Raw genomic sequence first — 16,207 nt, 5'->3', positions numbered from 1 at the left:
TTTGGCCGCAGCGAACCTGCGGCTTTGAAACGGAGAAAGCAGGAAATGTCTGAAAATGCCACGGCAATCGCCGCAGTAACATCCGCTATCGAGGCAGACCGGGACTGGGTTGTCGAATTGACGCAAAAGATGGTTCAGATACCGACCGTCAATCCCAAATTCGAGACCGGAGCAACGATCAACCGCGAAGCCGATTTACAGGCGATGCTGGAGCCGGTGCTAAAGGAAGAAGGTTTTGCCACGGAGCAATGGGACGCGCTTCCCGGACGGCCAAATCTCGTCGGTGAAAAGGCCGGCGACGAGTTGCGCAGCCTGATCCTGTGCGGCCATATCGACGTGGTACCGGTCGGCGCGCGCAAGGACTGGTCGATCGATCCGTTCGGCGGCGAGATCAAGAACGGCCGCATCTACGGCCGTGGCGCCATCGACATGAAGAGCGGCGTCGCCGCCTGTATTGCCGCATCGCGCGCCATCCGCAAGGCCGGCATCGATCTCGTCGGACGGCTGGCGATCCACTCGGTGGTCGATGAGGAATCCGGCGGCTTCGGCGCCATGGACGCCGTCAAGCGCGGCAAACTCGCCAAGGCGGTGCTTGTAGCCGAGCCGACCTGGGGCGATGTGCTGCCCGCCGCAGGCGGGCTGGAATGGGCGCGCGTGACCATTCGCGGACGCGCTGCACATTCGGCCTGGCGCTACAACGAAATTTATCCGCAACGACACGAAGCCGGCCGGCTGGAACCGGGCGTCAACGCCATCGAGATCGCCAGCCGCTTCATCGCCGCCCTTCGGCTTTATGAACTCGACCGGACGCGGGCGCAGTCGCATCCGCTGCTGCCGATCGGCATGAACACGATCAACATCGGTGTCGTCCATGGCGGCGCGGGGCTGGGCGAGAACGGCCTGCCGATGGTGATGACAAATCCGGCAATTATCCCCGACGTGGCTGTCATCGATCTCGATATGAAGTTCCTGCCGAACGAGAATTCAGCAGATTATCGCCGCGACTTCGAGGCCTTTGTGCATCACTTTGCCCAGACCGACGCCTGGCTGCGCGACCACCCGCCGACGATCCAGTGGGAACTCGGCGGCCTGCATTTCCCGCCGATGAACACTTCCGTCGACCACCCGCTGGTGAAGTCGCTCGTCTCGCATAAGATCAGCCTAGGAAAAGCGCCTGAAATCAAAGGCTTCGTCGCGGTCTGTGATGCCGCGCATTATGCCGGTGCTGGCGTTGACGGCGTGATCTTCGGCCCGTCAGGCGACGGATTTCACGGTGTCGATGAATATGTCGACATCGAATCCCTGGTCGAAACCACAAAGGTCATCGCCGCCTCGGTCATCGATTGGTGCGGCGTGCGCTGAGGTCATTTCTACCCTGCCGGTCACATGATCGGCAGGGTAGCGGTCGTTAGGCTGCGGGCCGTTCTTCCGTCTTGCCAGCAAGCGCAGCATCGGGCCGCTTCAGTCGGCCAGCCGATGCGTTCCAGATCGAGCGGATCATCCCTGACAGGCCGCTCGGATAGACGAGCATCACGACGATGATAAGCACTGCCGTAATAATCGGTCGCCATGGGCCGAAGTCGGCCATGGCTTCCGAAAAGATCGTCAGCACGAAGGACGCGACGATCGCGCCGTAGATCGTGCTGGTGCCACCGAGCAGCACCATCGACAGGATGATGGTCGCAAGGCTCATGCCGAAAACATCGATCGAGGCGTTGCGCTGATAAGCGGCGTAGAAAGCGCCGGCTATGCCGGTGAAGAAGGCGCTCGCAGCCAGCGTGATCATGCGCTGGCGCGCCAGCGAAATGCCGCGGCTGATGGCGTATTCCTCGTTGTCTCGCAGCGCCACGATGCTGGCGCCGGTGCGCGAGCGCACGATGATGCGCAGGAACACAGTGCTGAGGAAGAGCAGCGCCAACGCTATGTAGAAATAGCCGATCTTGCCGTCGCGGATCATGTTGTGATCAAAAAGATAGAGGCCAGGGATGCGCACCATGCCCTGCGTGCCGCCGGTGACGTCCGACTGGCTGAGGATGACCTGCATGACCAGTTGGGCGAAACCGAAGGTGACGAGAATGATGTAGATGCCCTTGAGCCGCAGGATCGGAATGGTGACGAGCACGGCGGCAGCGGTTGCGATGACCCCACTGGCCACCAGCGACACCCAGGGATCGACGCCCGCCACCTTGGTCAGCAAGCCATAGGCATAGACGCCGATGCCGAAGAGCGCGAGGTGGCCGAAATTAAAGACGCCGCCATAGCCAAGGCTGAGGTCCCAGTTGGACGCGACGATGGCGTAGATGAACACCATGATCAGTATATGGCGCGTATAGGTATCGCCGAAGACCAGCGGCAAAAGTGCCATCAGCAGGAAGGCGAGAGCCACGCCCACCGCCTCGCTCTTCCACGAAGGGCGGCCCGGCGCGCCGATGACGGGAGACGGCAGGCTGGTCATGCGAGGCCCCTCGACTGGCTGGCGAAGATGCCTTCGGGACGCACCATCAGCGTCAGGATCAGCACGGCAAACAGCAGCGCCGGCGTCCAGTAGAGGCCGAAATAATAACTGCAGGCGGCTTCGAAGAAGCCGATGAGATAGGCGGCGAAGATTGGGCCTGAAATGCTGGAAATGCCGCCGAAGACGACGACGATCAGCGCCTTCAGAAGCGGGTCGCTGCCCATCACCGGCGTCATGAAGCGATAGCCGCCCATGAAGATGCCGGCGAGACCGGCAAGCGAAGCGGCGATGGCGAAGGCCAGCCCGTAAAGTGCTGTAACGTTCAGCCCGACAAGCTGGCTGGCATCCTCGTTCTGGGCAACTGCGCGCAAGGCGAGCCCGAGCCGCGTGCGGTTGAGAAAGGCCCAGAGTGCTGCCAGGATGAGCGGGGTGATGACGATGATGGCGATCTGGTGCAGCGATACGCCGACGCCGCCGATCACTGTGTTGCCTTCGAACAGGCTGGGAAGCTGCTTGGAGCGCGGTCCCCACAGCGTCAGCACGCCATTCTCGATCAGCGAACCCGCGGCCAATGTGGTGATGACGACAACGAGCACGATGTTTGGCCGGCCGATCAGAGGCCGCACGACGCTGGCCTGAAGGATCCAGCCGACGCCAGCCATGACGACGACCGCCACCGGCAGCGCAACCGCTATCGGCAGGCCGAGCGACACGAACTGCCAGGCGACATAGGCGCCGAGCATCATGAAGACGCCGTGGGCGAAGTTGAACACGCCGATCGTCGTCCAGACCAGTGCCAGCCCCACCGCCATCATGGCGTAGAGCGAGCCCTGGAACAGGCCGCCGAACATGATTTCCGCGAATGCGCCCATCTCAAATAATCCTAATGTCCGAAATACATCGACATGATCTCGCTATGCTCGATCGACTGGCCGGGCTTGATCTCGGTTTCGACGGTGCCGTGATTGACGAGATAGAGTTGCGGGCAGAGCTCAAGCAGGAACTCGATGTCCTGCTCGACCACGATGAGCGGCACGCCGCCCTTGGAAATTTCCTGCACCGAGGCGCAAAGCTCGTCCTTGATCTTGGGAGCCAGGCCCAGCGTCGGCTCGTCGAGGATCAGCAAGCGCGGATGGCTCATCAGAGCCGTGGCGATCGACACCATCTGGCGCTCGCCGCCCGACAATGTGCGCACGCGCTGGCGCCAGCGCTCGGCGAGTTTTGGAAAGATCTTCACCACCTTCTCGCGGTTCTCGGCCTCATGCGGCCGGGCGCGGGGCGAGAAAGCGCCGAGGGACATGCAGTCGGCGATGCTGAGATCGGGAAACAGGCGGTTGCCCTGCGGCACATGGATAAGCCCGCGCCCGACAATGGCGCGTGCGCTTTCGCGCGTGATATCCTCGCCATCGAAGGTGATGCTGCCGCTCTTCGCCTTCAGCAGGCCCGAGACGGTGCGCAGCAGCGTGGATTTGCCGTGACCGTTCGGCCCGAACAGGCCTACATTGCCGAAGCGCCCAGCCTCCATGGACAGGTCGTGCAAAACGGTGACGCGACCATAACCGGCGGTCAGGCCCTCGACAGTCAGTATGACACTCACGCTGCCGGTCTCCGCGTTCCCAGATAGGCTTCCACGACGCGTTCGTCGGCAATCACCGTCTTCGGCTCACCCGCAGCCAGAACGCGGCCCTGATTCAGTACCATCAGATGCTGCGACAGGCTCATCAGGAAGGTCAGCACATGCTCGATCAGCACGATGGTGATGCCGCGCTCGGCAGTGCGGCGGATCAGGCCAATCGAAATTTCGATTTCAGGCTTGGTCAGGCTGGATGCCGGTTCGTCGAGCAGCAGCACGCGCGGCTCCATGGCGATGGCTGTCGCCAGCATCAGGCATTTGCGATCGAAAACGGAGAGCTCGCCGGCAAGGCGGCCAAAACCCGCCGAAGTCAGGCCAACGAATTCAAGCGCTTCGGCGGCGCGCTCACGCACCTCGCTTTCAGCTCGGCCGGGCTTGCCATAGCCTGCGCCCATCAGCGCGTTTTCGAACACAGTCAAACCGTCGAAGCTCGTTTCGCGCTGAAAGGTACGGGCCAGGCCGAGCCGGGCGATCTCGTTGCCCGACTTGCCCTGTATCTCGACGCCATCGAGTCTTACGCGTCCACGATCAGGACCGAAAGGAATGCCGGTGATAACGTTGAATAGCGTGCTTTTGCCGCTGCCGTTGGGACCGGCAACGCCAAAGATTTCACCGGCTTCGACCTTGAAAGACACGCCATCGACGGCCTTCAGCGAACCGAAGGCCTTCGATACGTCCTCGACTTCGAGAAGGGCCATACCCTACTGCATCCAGGGCTGGAGCTTGAATTCGCCGGTCGCGTATTTCTCCGGCGAGATCAGCGTGCGTTCACCGTCCCAGATCTGAAAGAAGGTGATCGGGATGTAGTCCTCGCCCTGCATAGCGAGATGCGTTGCCGGATCGAACTTGAGGCGGCCAGCAACGGTCTGCTTGTCGGTTTCGCCAAGCGCTTTCATGATTGCGGCGTGATCGCTCGGATCGCCGACCTTTTTCAGCGCGTCAAAATAGACGTTCATAATTTCGTAGAGCGCAACGCCGTAAGTGCCGCTTTCCACGCCATATTTTTCCTTGAACTTGTTGCCGACTTCTGCGGCCTTCGGGTTCTTCGGCGAAACCAGCGGACCACCAAGCAGGTTGTAGATGACGCCGTTCGACTTTTCCTTCGTCAGCTGGATGAATTCCGGCACGCTCGGCGCATATTGCAGGAAAACGAGGCTCTTCGTCGGCTGTTCCAGGAACTGGTTGAGGAAGGAAGCCGAATTGCCGGGCAGGTAGTCGGTGTTGATGACCACATCCGGAACGTCGGCGCGAACCTTGGCGAGGATCGAGCGCCAGTCCGTGACTTCGCCGAATGGCACGATCTCATCGACGGTGATGGTCCAGCCCTTCTCGGTGAAGGTCTTCTTCATGCCTTCAGAGATGGTCTTAGAGTAGGCGTTGTCGGAGGAGACGATAGCGACCTTCTTGTTTGGCAGCGTGACCTTGCCGTCGGCCGCCAGCTTTTCGACAAAGGATGTGACATCGGTGTTGTAGGCGTCGAAGGACGGCGTCCACGACCAGCAGCAATTGTACTTGTCGGGCTCAGGCGCGATGATGTCCTTGGTCTGCTGCGAGGTCGCGGCCAGCATGTAGGGCATCTCCGCCTCGGCCATGTTGTCGATCTCGAAATTGGTCAGGCTGGCATAGCCGGTCAGCATGAAATGCACGTCTGGGTCGCCGATGAGGCGCTCCACCGCGCTGGTGACATTGCCGGCCGACATGTCCTTTACGTCGCCGGTGACGAGTTCGAACGTATGCCCATCGACGCCACCGGCAGCATTCATCTCATCGATCGCCATCTGGGCGCCGCGCTGATATTCCTGCCCGTCGGCTGCGGCCGGGCCGGTCAGAGGCGCCAGCAGGCCGATCTTGACGACATCGGCGAGTGCCGAAACAGGCGACATGGCAAGGGCCGTCAAAGCGGTCGCCATCAACGCGCTACGGAAGCGCTTACTCGTTACAAAACTCGAATTCATACTGCCAACCCCTGTTTCTTGTTCCGGCTTGCCGGCGTTTGATGATTGACAATTTATGCATATACGATCTTCTTTGAAAAGATAATTTCATTCGAAAGTGCTCATAAGGGCGATTTTCGTGAGCATTTCGGCAGGAGTGACAATGCTTTGTGCACCTGCCATTTTTCGCAGCGCAAGAATCAGGGGAATGCGATGACATTGACGGCGAAGACAATCGAAACCAGCCATGGATCCATCCATGTCCGTGAAACGTCGGGCATTGGAATGCCCGTGCTTTTCATTCACGGCAACTCCAGCTCGAGCGCTGTATTCCGCAATCAGATGGAAGGGGCCCTTGGCGAACGCTACCGGATGATTGCGCCCGATCTGCCCGGTCACGGCCAATCCGGCGATGCCATCGACCCCGATCGCAGCTACAGCATGGAGGGCTATGCCGACGCGATGACCGAGGTGCTGGGTCAGCTCGGCGTAGAGAAGGCGATCGTCTTCGGCTGGTCGCTTGGCGGGCATATCGGGCTGGAAATGATCGACCGCTTTCCCGGCATGCTCGGGCTGATGATCACCGGCACGCCGCCGGTTTCGCCCGCAGAGGTCGGTGACGGGTTCAAGCCGAGCCCGCATATGGGCCTCGCCGCCAAGCAGGACTTTACGGACGAGGACGTCGAGAACTATGCGCACAGCACCTGTGGCGAACCCTTTGAGCCCTTTATGCTCGACACCGTTGCGCGCACTGACGGCAGGGCGCGACGCCTTATGTTCGAGAAGTTCTCGGCCGGGACCGGCAAGGACCAAAGCGTTGTCGCAGCCACCGCAACAGTGCCACTGGCCGTCGTCAACGGCATAGACGAGCCTTTCGTAAACACGGATTTTGTTTCAAAGGTCAAATACGCCAATCTGTGGGAAGGCGAGACTCATCTGATCGAAAATTCCGGTCATGCGCCCTTCTGGGATGCGCAGGAAAAATTCGATCCTATCTTCGCCCGCTTCCTGGAAAGCGTGGACCAGAAATAGCAATCTGGATGCGGCTGCTGATTGGCAGTGGTCGCGTCGAACCTTCCGGCGGCGATCTGAAAACGCAGGCGCGAACAGACCGGACATTCGAAACACAGCAACTTGCGCAAACGAAAGTGTTCGATTTTCTCAAGAGATCGAACACTCTCGCCCGCTCGGCCGCGCCGTCGGTCGTGGTGTCGCGGACACCGCATGAGCCGCTGGCATAGGCGAACTCTTCACCGATATGCAGTGGTGCCTGATCGGTTCGATGCCGTTCGATCCCTGTTCATGGGCCATGTAAAATCTTTCGTTTTCGGCGACGGATTTGAGGCTTGACTCATGCGTGCAGACGATAAATATTAGAAATATATTTCTCGTATATGAGCGTGAAATGCAGCTCGGCGAACCGAAGAAACGGCAAAGCGACACCGCCTATGATGGCCTTAGAGCCGCCATCATCAAGGCTGAGCTGATGCCCGGCGCGGCGATCGATGAACGTCAGTGCATGGAGATGCTCGGAGTGGGCCGAACACCGTTGCGCGAAGCGCTGCAGCGGCTTGCGCAGGAAGATCTGCTGCTTGCCGTGCCCCAGCGCGGCTATTTCGTTTCATCGACCTCGGCTGCTGATTTTTTCCATCTCAATGAATTCCGTCTTCATTCCGAAGCGCTGGCGGCCCGCATGGCTGCGATGCGGATCGACGATGCTCAGCTCTTGGAATTCGATGCGCTGATGGACGAGGCGCGCGCAGGCATAGCCGCGCGTCGCATGGAGATCGAATGGCATCTCGGCGTCGATGAGCGGATGCATCGGCTGGTCGCCCGGGCGAGCGGCAATCCATACCTTGCTCAGTCCTTGAACAGGCTCTACGCGCTTTCAGTGCGCAGCCTTTACGTCGCGCGTGTGCCGGTCACTCTCATTTTCGATGAACTCGAGAATTTCGCGGCCATCCGCGACGCGCTCGCGGCGCGGGATCCCGATCGCGCCGAGATCGCGATGCGCGACCATCTGACGGTAAGCGTCGTGCAAATGGTTCGGCCGGCGGGCGTGCCTTCTTCCAAGACGGCGGGCCTGTGAGATGAGGAACCGGCGGCAGGACGTGGTCACGCTTTTGCTGCTGGCGCCTTCGCTGGTGATGGCAGTGCTGTTGCTCGCCATCCCGTTGCTGGTGGTGATCGCCTACAGTTTCGCCGGGCGGGACGCCTATGGCGGCGCGGTGACCGGCTTCACACTGGAAAGCTATATCGAGCTGTTCCAGCCGGCTTATCTGCCGATCTTCGTGAACTCGCTGAAGATTGCGGCGATGTCCACGGCTGTCTGCGTCCTCATCGGATATCCCATTGCGTATTTTATAGCCTTCCGCGCCGGCCGGCATTCGGGATTACTGCTTGCTTTGCTGCTTATTCCCTTCTGGATCGACTTCATGATCCGCATGTCGAGCTGGATGGTCCTGATGGGCCGAAACGGCACGATCAACGGCGCTCTCACCGGTTCCGGAATAATCGATGAACCGATCAGGATGATCGGCACCTATCCCGCCGTCATGGTCGGCATGCTCTATGCCTTCCTGCCGACTACCGTGCTGCCGATCTATGCCGCGCTCTGCGGCATCAACAGGCGTCTGCTCGAGGCTGCCGACGATCTCGGCGCCGGGCCGATCGAGGCCTTCTGGCGCGTGACATTCCCACTGTCGCTGCCGGGTGTAATGGCGGCGATGCTGTTCGTGTTCGTGCCGGCGATGGGCGTCTATGCCATTCCCGTGCTCCTCGGTGGCGGCAAGAGCCTCATACTCGGCAACCTGATCGTTCAGCTCTTCCTCGATTTCCGAAACATCCCACTGGGGGCTGCGGTTTCGGTCGTCATGCTCGTGCTGTCATCCGTCATCATCGTCTTCTACATGCGCGTTCTGCGCCGGGTCGAGGAGGCGCACGCATGAAGCTTTCCCGCCTTGCCGGCCTCTACGTGCCCGTCGTCACGATCCTTGGCTACGTCTTTCTGTTCGCGCCACTCGTTGTGCTGGTCATCTATTCCTTCAACGCCGGCCGCTCGACCGTTGTCTGGACTGGCTTCTCGATGGACTGGTATGCACAAGCCCTGAACGACCGGGGCCTGCAGCGCGGCCTTCAGGTCAGTGCCCTCGTTGCGGTGCTGTCGGCAGTCATCAGCACGGCAATAGGAACGAGTGCGGCGCTCGCCGTCATCAAGCGCCCGTTTCCGGCCAAGAACCTGTTCTCGACCATTCTGATTGCGCCGCTTGTTCTGCCGGAAATCGTGCTGGCAGTCGGGCTGCTGGTCGCCACCGTCTGGTCCGGCCTCGCGCTCGGCTATCTGACGCTTGTAGCCGGTCATGTGCTCGTTTCCGTGCCGTTTACATTCCTGATCATTCGAGCGGCCGCCGCCGCCCTCGATCCGCGGCTTGACGAAGCTGCCGCAGACCTTGGCGCGAATGGCGGGCAGACCTTTATGCGGGTGACACTGCCCCTGCTTTTACCGGCGATCCTGTCGGCAACGCTGTTGTCGGCAGTCATCTCCTTCGACAATTTCGTGATGTCTACTTTTGTCTCGGGCGTCGGCACGACGCCTCTTCCGATCCAGATCTACGCAATGCTGAAGTCCGGCCTCACGCCGAAGATCAACTCGCTTGGAACGATGCTTATCGGCGTCAACGTGCTGGCCATCCTGCTGGTCATGGGACGCTACCTGAAGACCGTCCGGGGCACCGGACAATGAAGACCCAATAAGAAAAGGGGAACTGCAATGCTGAAATACGGAATGCTTCTTGCCACGACGAGCCTGCTTCTTGCCGGAACCGCGCTCACCGCATCCGCCGAAGAGCTCCATATCTATGCCTGGGCAAGCGAATTGCCTCAGGAAATCGTCGACGATTTTGCCAAGGAAACCGGCATCGCCGTCACGATGGATACCTACGATTCAAACGAGACCATGATGGCGAAGCTGTCGGCGGGCGCCTCCGGCTACGATCTCGTAGAACCCAGTCAGTACACGGTGCAGGTTCTGGTCAAGCAGGGCCTGCTGACGGAACTCGATCACGCCAAGCTGCCGAACCTCGCCAATCTGGGTGCGGCCTTCAAGGACGTTTCCTACGATCCCGGCCAGAAGTTCAGCGTACCCTATATCTGGGGCACCACCGGGCTTGCCTACAACGAGGATTGCGTCAAGCAGCCGATAACCAGCTGGAAGGCGATGTGGGACCCGCAATATGAGGGCCGCGTCTATATGCTCGACAACATGCTGGCGGCCTATATTGCTGGTCTGCAGGTCAATGGTCTGCATGCCGGCACCGACAAGCCAGAGGAAATCGAGAAGGCGACCCAGTCGCTTATCGAGCAGAAGAAAATTCTCGGCGGATACAACAGCAGCAACTTCGGTGAACTCGTTGCCTCCGGTGAGGCCTGCATCGTGCAGGCGTGGAACTCCAACGTCACCCAGATCCTCGACGAGAATCCGAAGGTCCACTACGTCATTCCCGAGGAAGGCGGTTCGATGTGGATCGATGGCTTCGCTATTCCGAAGAACGCCAAGAATGTCGATGCCGCATACAAATTCATCGACTACATCATGAAGCCCGAAGTTGCCGCCAAGGCTGCCAACCTCAGCAAGTCCGCCACCGTCGTCGATGCGGCCAAGGCACTTCTGCCGAAGGAAGTCGCCGAAAACCAGGCCATCTATCCGCCGGCAGACAAGCTGACGAAGGTCGACTTCATCCTCGATGTCGGCGATGCCATGAAGCTCTATCAGGACGGCTGGACCAAGGTGAAGACCGCCCAGTAAGCTCTTGAATCTGCTAGTGACAGGTTGGCTGCCCGCTGACCTGTCGCGGCTTCCTTTGACCCGCCATCGGGGACAGCATTCCCAATGCCAAACGACAAAACGAGCGAGCCGGACAAAACCGGTCGCCCAGCCGTGGAACTGATCGACGTCTGCAAGGTGTTCGACACCTCGGCCACGCCGCCAGCCTATGCCGTCGACCATCTCAGCCTGAAAATAGCCTCAGGTGAGTTCTTCACCTTTCTCGGGCCTTCGGGTTGCGGCAAAACCACGACGCTTCGGATGATCGCAGGCTTTGAAAGCCCCACTGCGGGGAAAATCCTGCTGGAAGGTCATGATGTTTCCGGGCTGCCGGCCCATATGCGTAACACCAATACCGTCTTCCAGAGCTATGCACTGTTTCCGCATCTGTCCGTCGAAGACAACGTCGCGTTCGGCCTCGCGGTCAAGCGCGTGCCGCGCAGCGAGCGCGGTGACCGCGTTGCGGCAGCGCTGGATCTGGTGCGCATGCGTCACGCTGCCGGGAGAAAGCCATCGGAACTTTCCGGCGGCCAGCAGCAGCGCATTGCTCTGGCGCGGGCGTTGGTCAACGAGCCCTCCGTTCTCTTGCTGGACGAGCCCTTCGGCGCTCTTGATCTCAAGCTTCGGCGCGAGATGCAGATCGAGGTCAAGGAGATGCAACGCCGGCTTGGCATCACCTTCATCTTCGTCACGCATGATCAGGAAGAAGCGCTGACCATGTCAGACCGCATCGCCGTGATGAGTACAGGCATGGTCCGGCAGATTGACGATCCCGTCGGAATCTACGAACGGCCCACCGATCGCTTCACTGCTGGCTTCATCGGCGACATGAACATGCTTTCTGCGACAGTTCTGGAGCGTTACGATGCCAGCGTCGAAGTCCTGACGGCCGAGACACGCTTGAAACTGAAAAGCAATGTTGAGCTGCGCGCGGGCAAAGACTGCACAATCGCCATGCGTCCGGAAGCGCTGACCTTCATGCGCAATGACGCCGACGATGCCGCTTTTTCCGGCAAGGTCGACAGCGCCGTCTATGTTGGTACGGATCGCCTCTACAACATTCGCCTTGAAACGGGCGAGTTAATGACGGTGAGGGTCCGCAACAGCCGGGCCGACAGCGTGCTGCGCATAGGCGAGAAGGTCAGCATGTTCTGTCCTTTGTCGGCCATCCATCTTCTCTCAGATCAGGACAAAAAATGAGCATAACCTCCTACCGGATCGGCGATGTTTGCGAGCAGCTCGATTCCGCACTTCTTGCGCGCTTCGCCAAGGTCGAAGCAGCGACCGTCGGCCATTACCTGCACGACCGCTTCATGCGCACGGACATCCGGCCGCTGATTGATGGCGTGCGGATAGCCGGCACTGCCGTAACCGTCTCCATCGCCGGGCCGGACTCGACGCTGCTCTATTATGCGATGGATCGCGTTCGGCCGGGCGACGTACTGGTCATCGACCGCTGCGGCGACGAGCGCCATGCGCCTTGGGGCGGCTTCATGGCGGCGGTCGCCAAGGTACGAGGTCTGGCCGGCGTTATCGTCGACGGGATGATCACCGACCCGGCCGCCATCCGCGCCGCAGGCGTGCCGACATGGGCGCGGGGTGTATCGCCGATCACCACCAAGCTCTTGAATTTCGGCGGCGGCTTCAACATTCCGATCGCCTGCGGTGGCATTTCGATCAATCCCGGCGATGCGGTGCTTGCCGATGATTGCGGTGTGCTCGTCCTGCCGCCCGACCAGGTGGCGGGCATGACCGACGTCGCGCTTGCTGACCAGGAAGACGAGGGCGGCTGGATCAAGCGCATCGAGGCCGGTGAGAAGCTGCAGGATCTCGTCGACGTTGCCGCAATGATCGCTGAGCGCAACAAGCAGGATCAGATTTCCCATGGCTGACAACATCGACAACTTCATGGTCTGGCTTTCGACACCGCATCAGGCGATGCTTGAGATCGCCCACGATATCGGCTTCCGCCATATCGTGATGGATATCGAACACGGGCTTTTCGACCTCGAAGCGACGGACCGCATTGTGGCTCTCGGCAAGGCGTTGGGCATGAAAATGCACGCCAAGGTACTCGGGCCGGAAGCGATCCCGATCCAGCAGGCGCTGGACATGGGCTGCGACAGCGTCATCATTCCGCATATCGGCGATCTCGAGCATGCACGGCGCGTGACGCTGTCTGCGAAATACCCGCCGCTCGGCAACCGCAGTTTTTCGGGCACGCGGCCAGCGCGATACAACGTCGTCTCGCCAGACTATTATGAGCGCGAGAACGCCAACACGCGCTGCTATCCGATGGTTGAATCGGCGGCTGCCCTTCGCGATATCGAAGCCATTCTTGCCCTTCCGACTGTCGACGGGGTGTTCGTGGGGCCGAGCGATCTCTCGCTCGACAGCGGTCGCGGCGCCTACCGCAACACGGACGAGGACAAGGCCGATATTCGCCGCATCGCTTCCGCCGCCAAGGCTGCCGGCAAGCCGTGGATCATGCCGGCCTGGACGCGTGCCGAGCGGGGCCATGCTGCGGAGTTGGGGGCATCATTGCTCGTCGTCGCTGATGAATTCGGTTCAATTATGTCGGGTTTGATGGACGCCGCCCGCTGAAGTAATGCAAGGAAGCACCTGAAATGACAGACAAAATCTCATGCGGCAGCCGGCTCATGCAGTTGCTGCGCGCTTATGGCGTCGACACGCTTTTCGGAATGCCCGGCGTCCATACGCTTGAGGCCTATCGCGGCATGGACGTGGCTGGCATGCGCCATATCGGCGTGCGCCATGAACAGGGCGCCGGTTTCATGGCCGACGGTTATGCGCGCATGTCGGGCAAGCCGGGCGTCTGCCTGCTGATCTCCGGACCTGGTGTCACCAACGCCGCGACACCTCTCGGTCAGGCCTACTCCGACAGCATTCCCATGCTCATGATTTCGAGCGTGGCTGCTACCAAGGATCTCGGCATGGGCCGCGGCCGACTGCATGAGATCACTGATCAATCGCAGGTGACAGCGCCGCTGACGGCATTTTCCGCCATCGCCACCAGCCCGGATCAGGTCCGCGAATATGTGGCGCGCGCCTTTGCTCTCTTCGAGTCCGGTCGCTCTCGTCCGGTCCACATCTCGATCCCGCTCGACGTGTTGACCGCGATCGACGACAAGCCGGTCACGCGGCGCACCGCACAAGGCAGCCGTGCGCCCGCCAGCGCCGGAATTGCGGATGCCGCGAAACTTCTTGCGGGGGCAAAACGCCCTGTGATCATCGCCGGCGGCGGCAGTGTCCGGGCTTCAGCCGGGCTTGTTGCTTTGGCCGAGAGACTGGGCGCGGCCGTTGTGCCTACGATCGCCGGCAAAGGCATAATTCCCGATTCCCATCCGCTTGCGCTGGAAGCCACGCTCGACCGCCCGGCCACGCAGGAGATGATCGCCGAGGCCGATGTCGTGCTTTGCGTCGGCACCGAACTTGCCGAACCCGATATCTGGCTCGACGGCCTGCTACCGATGAACGGCAAGATGATCCGCATCGATATAGATCCTGAGATCCTGGTTCGCGACTACGATGCCGCCGTCGCCATCGAGGCTGACGCAGCCTTGGCGCTTGCCGATATTCTTGCCGCGCTGCCCGAGAGTATACCGAGCAAAGAAAGCCACAATCAGGTTGCGCGCGTACGCGCGGCGGAACGCGAAGCCTTGACGCCGCTGGAGCGCAAGCATGTGAAAGTGCTGGACGCCCTTCGGCGCGCCATGCCGGACGATGGCGTTGTCTATTCCGATATGACGCAACTCGCCTACACCGGCTATGCGTTCTATCCCTGCGTTGGCCCGCGCCAATGGATATTCCCGGCTGGCTACGGCACGCTCGGCTATGCGCTGCCGGCGGGGATCGGCGGCAAGATCGCAGCACCCGAGCGGCCGGTCATGGTGGTCGTGGGCGATGGCGGTTTCCAGTTCACGCTGCAGGAACTTGGCACTGCCGTCGAACAGAAGCTGCCCATGGCAATCATTCTGTGGAACAACGACAGCCTCGCGCAAATCCGCGATGGCATGATCTCACGCAAGATTCCGACAATCGGCGTCAATCAGCATAATCCCGATTTCATCAAGCTCGCCGAAGCTTATGGCTGCCGCACGGAAAATCCGCAGTCCATCGAGGCGCTGGAAAAGGCTGTGACCGCAGCTCTTACAGCGGATCGGCCAACCGTGATCGAGGTGCGGGAGTCAGCCGGATTTCTTGCGTGAAGCAGAAATGAGAGTCTGCCTTAGGTGAGGCCATGTCGGACGAGATGGCGAACAACAGGTGAGAACATTTCCTGCCCGATGTAGGTTCCGGTGTTGGAAGTCTCGAACAGTGGTTCGGCTACCGCTGCGTCCTCCACCACAGGAATGCCTTCCGCGCGTGCCTGTGCAAGAATATCGTGGGCCATACGGCCCTGACCCTTGCCGACAACAGTCGGCACGGGGGTTTCGCCCTTGACGTAACGCAGCGCCACCGCGCGGTCGCCGGCAGCGAAGACGATGACCGCGTTTTTCACGCCTAGCTTGGCAGGTTGCATCACAGCCTCGCGCCGTTGCCGTTGCTGCTCATGCCGGATCATCGGGTCTCCCTCCAGATCCTTATGCTCGCGTTTGTACTCGGTGGTTGTCATGCGCATGTCGCGCAGGAACAGCCAGCGCTGCAGCGGAACGTCGAGTATGCCGATGACCACGAATGCCAGGGCAGCCGCTGTGCCCAGCGGGAGCAGCACAGCCTTTACCATCGGCTCGATACATGTCGGGCCGCAGCCCGGCGTGTCGAAGAGCGGCTGGAGCCACGCCATAAGAATGAATGCGAAAACACCTGCCAACAAAAATACCTTCGCAACGCCCTTTACGAATTCGACGACATTGCGGAGCGAGAATATTTTCTGCAGGCCTTTCACCGGATTTATGTGATCGAACTGCGGCTTGAGCGGTTCGAAGGAAAGGACCGGTCCGAAAGTTCCGATCATGCCAAAGGCGACGGTGAGAACGACCACGATCCCGACCAGTGGTGCCGTGACAAGCAGGAGCAGCGAAAATGAATGGCGGATGGCCCGCAGGCTGATTTGCTGGAACGAACCGCTGGAAGCCGTGACCGTTTGCACGAGTTCCGAAAGGTGTCCGGAAACCGTTGGCCAGATGAAATAGAGATAGGCCAGTGCCGCGAGAAGCGTAAAGCCGGTGACCAGGTCACGGCTCTGCGAAACTTGGCCTTTACGACGGGCGTCACGGAGCTTCTTTTCGGAAGCCGGTAATTTCTTTTCCTCAGCTTCTTCGGCCATGTTGCAATCTTACCGCACTGTTGCGGTTCCAGTGGACCGATGCCCTGTGTAAGGTGAGGGCGGGCTTGAATAC

General features: G+C 60.4%; 17 protein-coding genes. 11 read left to right on the top strand and 6 right to left on the bottom strand.

Features of this window, described 5'->3' with window-relative positions; translation table 11 throughout:
* Positions 1-45: 45 nt before the first annotated feature.
* Entirely contained in the window at positions 46-1,362 is a 1,317-nt protein-coding gene (locus tag BM413_RS03355) for a M20 family metallopeptidase (protein WP_091910483.1), read from the top strand.
* A gap of 46 nt (positions 1,363-1,408) precedes the next feature.
* Here the strand turns inward: BM413_RS03355 and BM413_RS03350 are convergent, their stop codons facing one another.
* From BM413_RS03350 to BM413_RS03330, 5 genes are read right to left on the bottom strand one after another with little or no spacing between them, the layout of a single operon-like run.
* Positions 1,409-2,455, bottom strand: a complete 1,047-nt coding sequence (locus BM413_RS03350; RefSeq protein WP_091910481.1) for a branched-chain amino acid ABC transporter permease — start codon at positions 2,453-2,455, stop codon at positions 1,409-1,411.
* Complete coding sequence (locus BM413_RS03345; protein ID WP_091910480.1) at positions 2,452-3,327, bottom strand: branched-chain amino acid ABC transporter permease; 876 nt, start codon at positions 3,325-3,327, stop codon at positions 2,452-2,454. The genes BM413_RS03350 and BM413_RS03345 overlap by 4 nt, the downstream gene beginning before the upstream one ends.
* Positions 3,328-3,338: 11 nt before the next feature.
* Positions 3,339-4,052, bottom strand: a complete 714-nt coding sequence (locus BM413_RS03340; protein ID WP_091910478.1) for an ABC transporter ATP-binding protein — start codon at positions 4,050-4,052, stop codon at positions 3,339-3,341.
* Positions 4,049-4,786, bottom strand: a complete 738-nt coding sequence (locus tag BM413_RS03335) for an ABC transporter ATP-binding protein (protein ID WP_091910477.1) — start codon at positions 4,784-4,786, stop codon at positions 4,049-4,051. The genes BM413_RS03340 and BM413_RS03335 overlap by 4 nt, the downstream gene beginning before the upstream one ends.
* Before the next feature lie 3 nt (positions 4,787-4,789).
* The gene (locus BM413_RS03330; RefSeq protein ID WP_091910475.1) at positions 4,790-6,043 is read right to left on the bottom strand and encodes an ABC transporter substrate-binding protein; all 1,254 of its coding nucleotides are present in this window, start codon (positions 6,041-6,043) and stop codon (positions 4,790-4,792) included.
* Between the two features lie 192 nt (positions 6,044-6,235).
* Here BM413_RS03330 and BM413_RS03325 point away from each other — a divergent pair, with 192 nt between their 5' ends.
* The 10 genes from BM413_RS03325 to BM413_RS03280 all read left to right on the top strand — a co-directional run bounded on the left by BM413_RS03325 (position 6,236) and on the right by BM413_RS03280 (position 15,073).
* On the top strand, positions 6,236-7,054 hold the full coding sequence (locus tag BM413_RS03325) for an alpha/beta fold hydrolase (RefSeq protein ID WP_091911085.1): 819 nt from the start codon (positions 6,236-6,238) through the stop codon (positions 7,052-7,054).
* An 8-nt stretch (positions 7,055-7,062) separates the two neighbouring features.
* Entirely contained in the window at positions 7,063-7,263 is a 201-nt protein-coding gene (locus BM413_RS03320) for a hypothetical protein (protein WP_091910473.1), read from the top strand.
* 164 nt (positions 7,264-7,427) lie between these two features.
* The gene (locus BM413_RS03315) at positions 7,428-8,111 is read left to right on the top strand and encodes a GntR family transcriptional regulator (protein ID WP_091910471.1); all 684 of its coding nucleotides are present in this window, start codon (positions 7,428-7,430) and stop codon (positions 8,109-8,111) included.
* Between the two features lie 22 nt (positions 8,112-8,133).
* Positions 8,134-8,970, top strand: coding sequence for an ABC transporter permease (locus BM413_RS03310; RefSeq protein ID WP_244537739.1), 837 nt, complete (start codon positions 8,134-8,136; stop codon positions 8,968-8,970).
* Positions 8,967-9,764, top strand: coding sequence for an ABC transporter permease (locus BM413_RS03305; protein ID WP_091910467.1), 798 nt, complete (start codon positions 8,967-8,969; stop codon positions 9,762-9,764). The genes BM413_RS03310 and BM413_RS03305 overlap by 4 nt, the downstream gene beginning before the upstream one ends.
* 27 nt (positions 9,765-9,791) lie before the next feature.
* Positions 9,792-10,826, top strand: a complete 1,035-nt coding sequence (locus BM413_RS03300) for an ABC transporter substrate-binding protein (protein ID WP_091910466.1) — start codon at positions 9,792-9,794, stop codon at positions 10,824-10,826.
* Positions 10,827-10,910: 84 nt separating this feature from the next.
* Positions 10,911-12,044 (top strand): ABC transporter ATP-binding protein, encoded by a 1,134-nt coding sequence (locus tag BM413_RS03295; RefSeq protein WP_091910464.1) that lies wholly within the window; start codon positions 10,911-10,913, stop codon positions 12,042-12,044.
* The gene (locus tag BM413_RS03290; protein ID WP_091910462.1) at positions 12,041-12,736 is read left to right on the top strand and encodes an RraA family protein; all 696 of its coding nucleotides are present in this window, start codon (positions 12,041-12,043) and stop codon (positions 12,734-12,736) included. The genes BM413_RS03295 and BM413_RS03290 overlap by 4 nt, the downstream gene beginning before the upstream one ends.
* Complete coding sequence (locus tag BM413_RS03285; RefSeq protein WP_175544231.1) at positions 12,729-13,448, top strand: HpcH/HpaI aldolase family protein; 720 nt, start codon at positions 12,729-12,731, stop codon at positions 13,446-13,448. The genes BM413_RS03290 and BM413_RS03285 overlap by 8 nt, the downstream gene beginning before the upstream one ends.
* A 23-nt stretch (positions 13,449-13,471) precedes the next feature.
* Positions 13,472-15,073 carry a 5-guanidino-2-oxopentanoate decarboxylase gene (locus tag BM413_RS03280; protein ID WP_091910460.1) on the top strand — a complete coding sequence of 534 codons (1,602 nt, stop codon included), beginning with the start codon at positions 13,472-13,474 and terminating at the stop codon, positions 15,071-15,073.
* A 20-nt stretch (positions 15,074-15,093) separates the two neighbouring features.
* On the opposite strand, the gene BM413_RS03275 is transcribed toward BM413_RS03280, so the two are convergent.
* Complete coding sequence (locus BM413_RS03275; protein WP_091910458.1) at positions 15,094-16,134, bottom strand: EscU/YscU/HrcU family type III secretion system export apparatus switch protein; 1,041 nt, start codon at positions 16,132-16,134, stop codon at positions 15,094-15,096.
* Between the last annotated feature and the right edge of the window lie 73 nt (positions 16,135-16,207).

The sequence above is a fragment of the Mesorhizobium sp. YR577 genome (genome assembly GCF_900116595.1).
In the GTDB taxonomy this organism is placed as follows: domain Bacteria; phylum Pseudomonadota; class Alphaproteobacteria; order Rhizobiales; family Rhizobiaceae; genus Mesorhizobium_M.
Note: the sequence above shows the minus strand (reverse complement) of the source record. Positions and strands in the feature narration are given on the sequence as shown.

What these genes read in the sequence shown, in the direction of transcription:
- BM413_RS03355 (WP_091910483.1), top strand. Translation starts at nt 46, where the DNA reads ATGTCTGAAAATGCCACGGCAATCGCCGCAGTAACATCCGCTATCGAG.
- BM413_RS03350 (WP_091910481.1), bottom strand. Translation starts at nt 2,455, where the DNA reads ATGACCAGCCTGCCGTCTCCCGTCATCGGCGCGCCGGGCCGCCCTTCG.
- BM413_RS03345 (WP_091910480.1), bottom strand. Translation starts at nt 3,327, where the DNA reads ATGGGCGCATTCGCGGAAATCATGTTCGGCGGCCTGTTCCAGGGCTCG.
- BM413_RS03335 (WP_091910477.1), bottom strand. Translation starts at nt 4,786, where the DNA reads ATGGCCCTTCTCGAAGTCGAGGACGTATCGAAGGCCTTCGGTTCGCTG.
- BM413_RS03330 (WP_091910475.1), bottom strand. Translation starts at nt 6,043, where the DNA reads ATGAATTCGAGTTTTGTAACGAGTAAGCGCTTCCGTAGCGCGTTGATG.
- BM413_RS03325 (WP_091911085.1), top strand. Translation starts at nt 6,236, where the DNA reads ATGACATTGACGGCGAAGACAATCGAAACCAGCCATGGATCCATCCAT.
- BM413_RS03320 (WP_091910473.1), top strand. Translation starts at nt 7,063, where the DNA reads ATGCGGCTGCTGATTGGCAGTGGTCGCGTCGAACCTTCCGGCGGCGAT.
- BM413_RS03315 (WP_091910471.1), top strand. Translation starts at nt 7,428, where the DNA reads ATGCAGCTCGGCGAACCGAAGAAACGGCAAAGCGACACCGCCTATGAT.
- BM413_RS03305 (WP_091910467.1), top strand. Translation starts at nt 8,967, where the DNA reads ATGAAGCTTTCCCGCCTTGCCGGCCTCTACGTGCCCGTCGTCACGATC.
- BM413_RS03300 (WP_091910466.1), top strand. Translation starts at nt 9,792, where the DNA reads ATGCTGAAATACGGAATGCTTCTTGCCACGACGAGCCTGCTTCTTGCC.
- BM413_RS03295 (WP_091910464.1), top strand. Translation starts at nt 10,911, where the DNA reads ATGCCAAACGACAAAACGAGCGAGCCGGACAAAACCGGTCGCCCAGCC.
- BM413_RS03290 (WP_091910462.1), top strand. Translation starts at nt 12,041, where the DNA reads ATGAGCATAACCTCCTACCGGATCGGCGATGTTTGCGAGCAGCTCGAT.
- BM413_RS03285 (WP_175544231.1), top strand. Translation starts at nt 12,729, where the DNA reads ATGGCTGACAACATCGACAACTTCATGGTCTGGCTTTCGACACCGCAT.
- BM413_RS03280 (WP_091910460.1), top strand. Translation starts at nt 13,472, where the DNA reads ATGACAGACAAAATCTCATGCGGCAGCCGGCTCATGCAGTTGCTGCGC.
- BM413_RS03275 (WP_091910458.1), bottom strand. Translation starts at nt 16,134, where the DNA reads ATGGCCGAAGAAGCTGAGGAAAAGAAATTACCGGCTTCCGAAAAGAAG.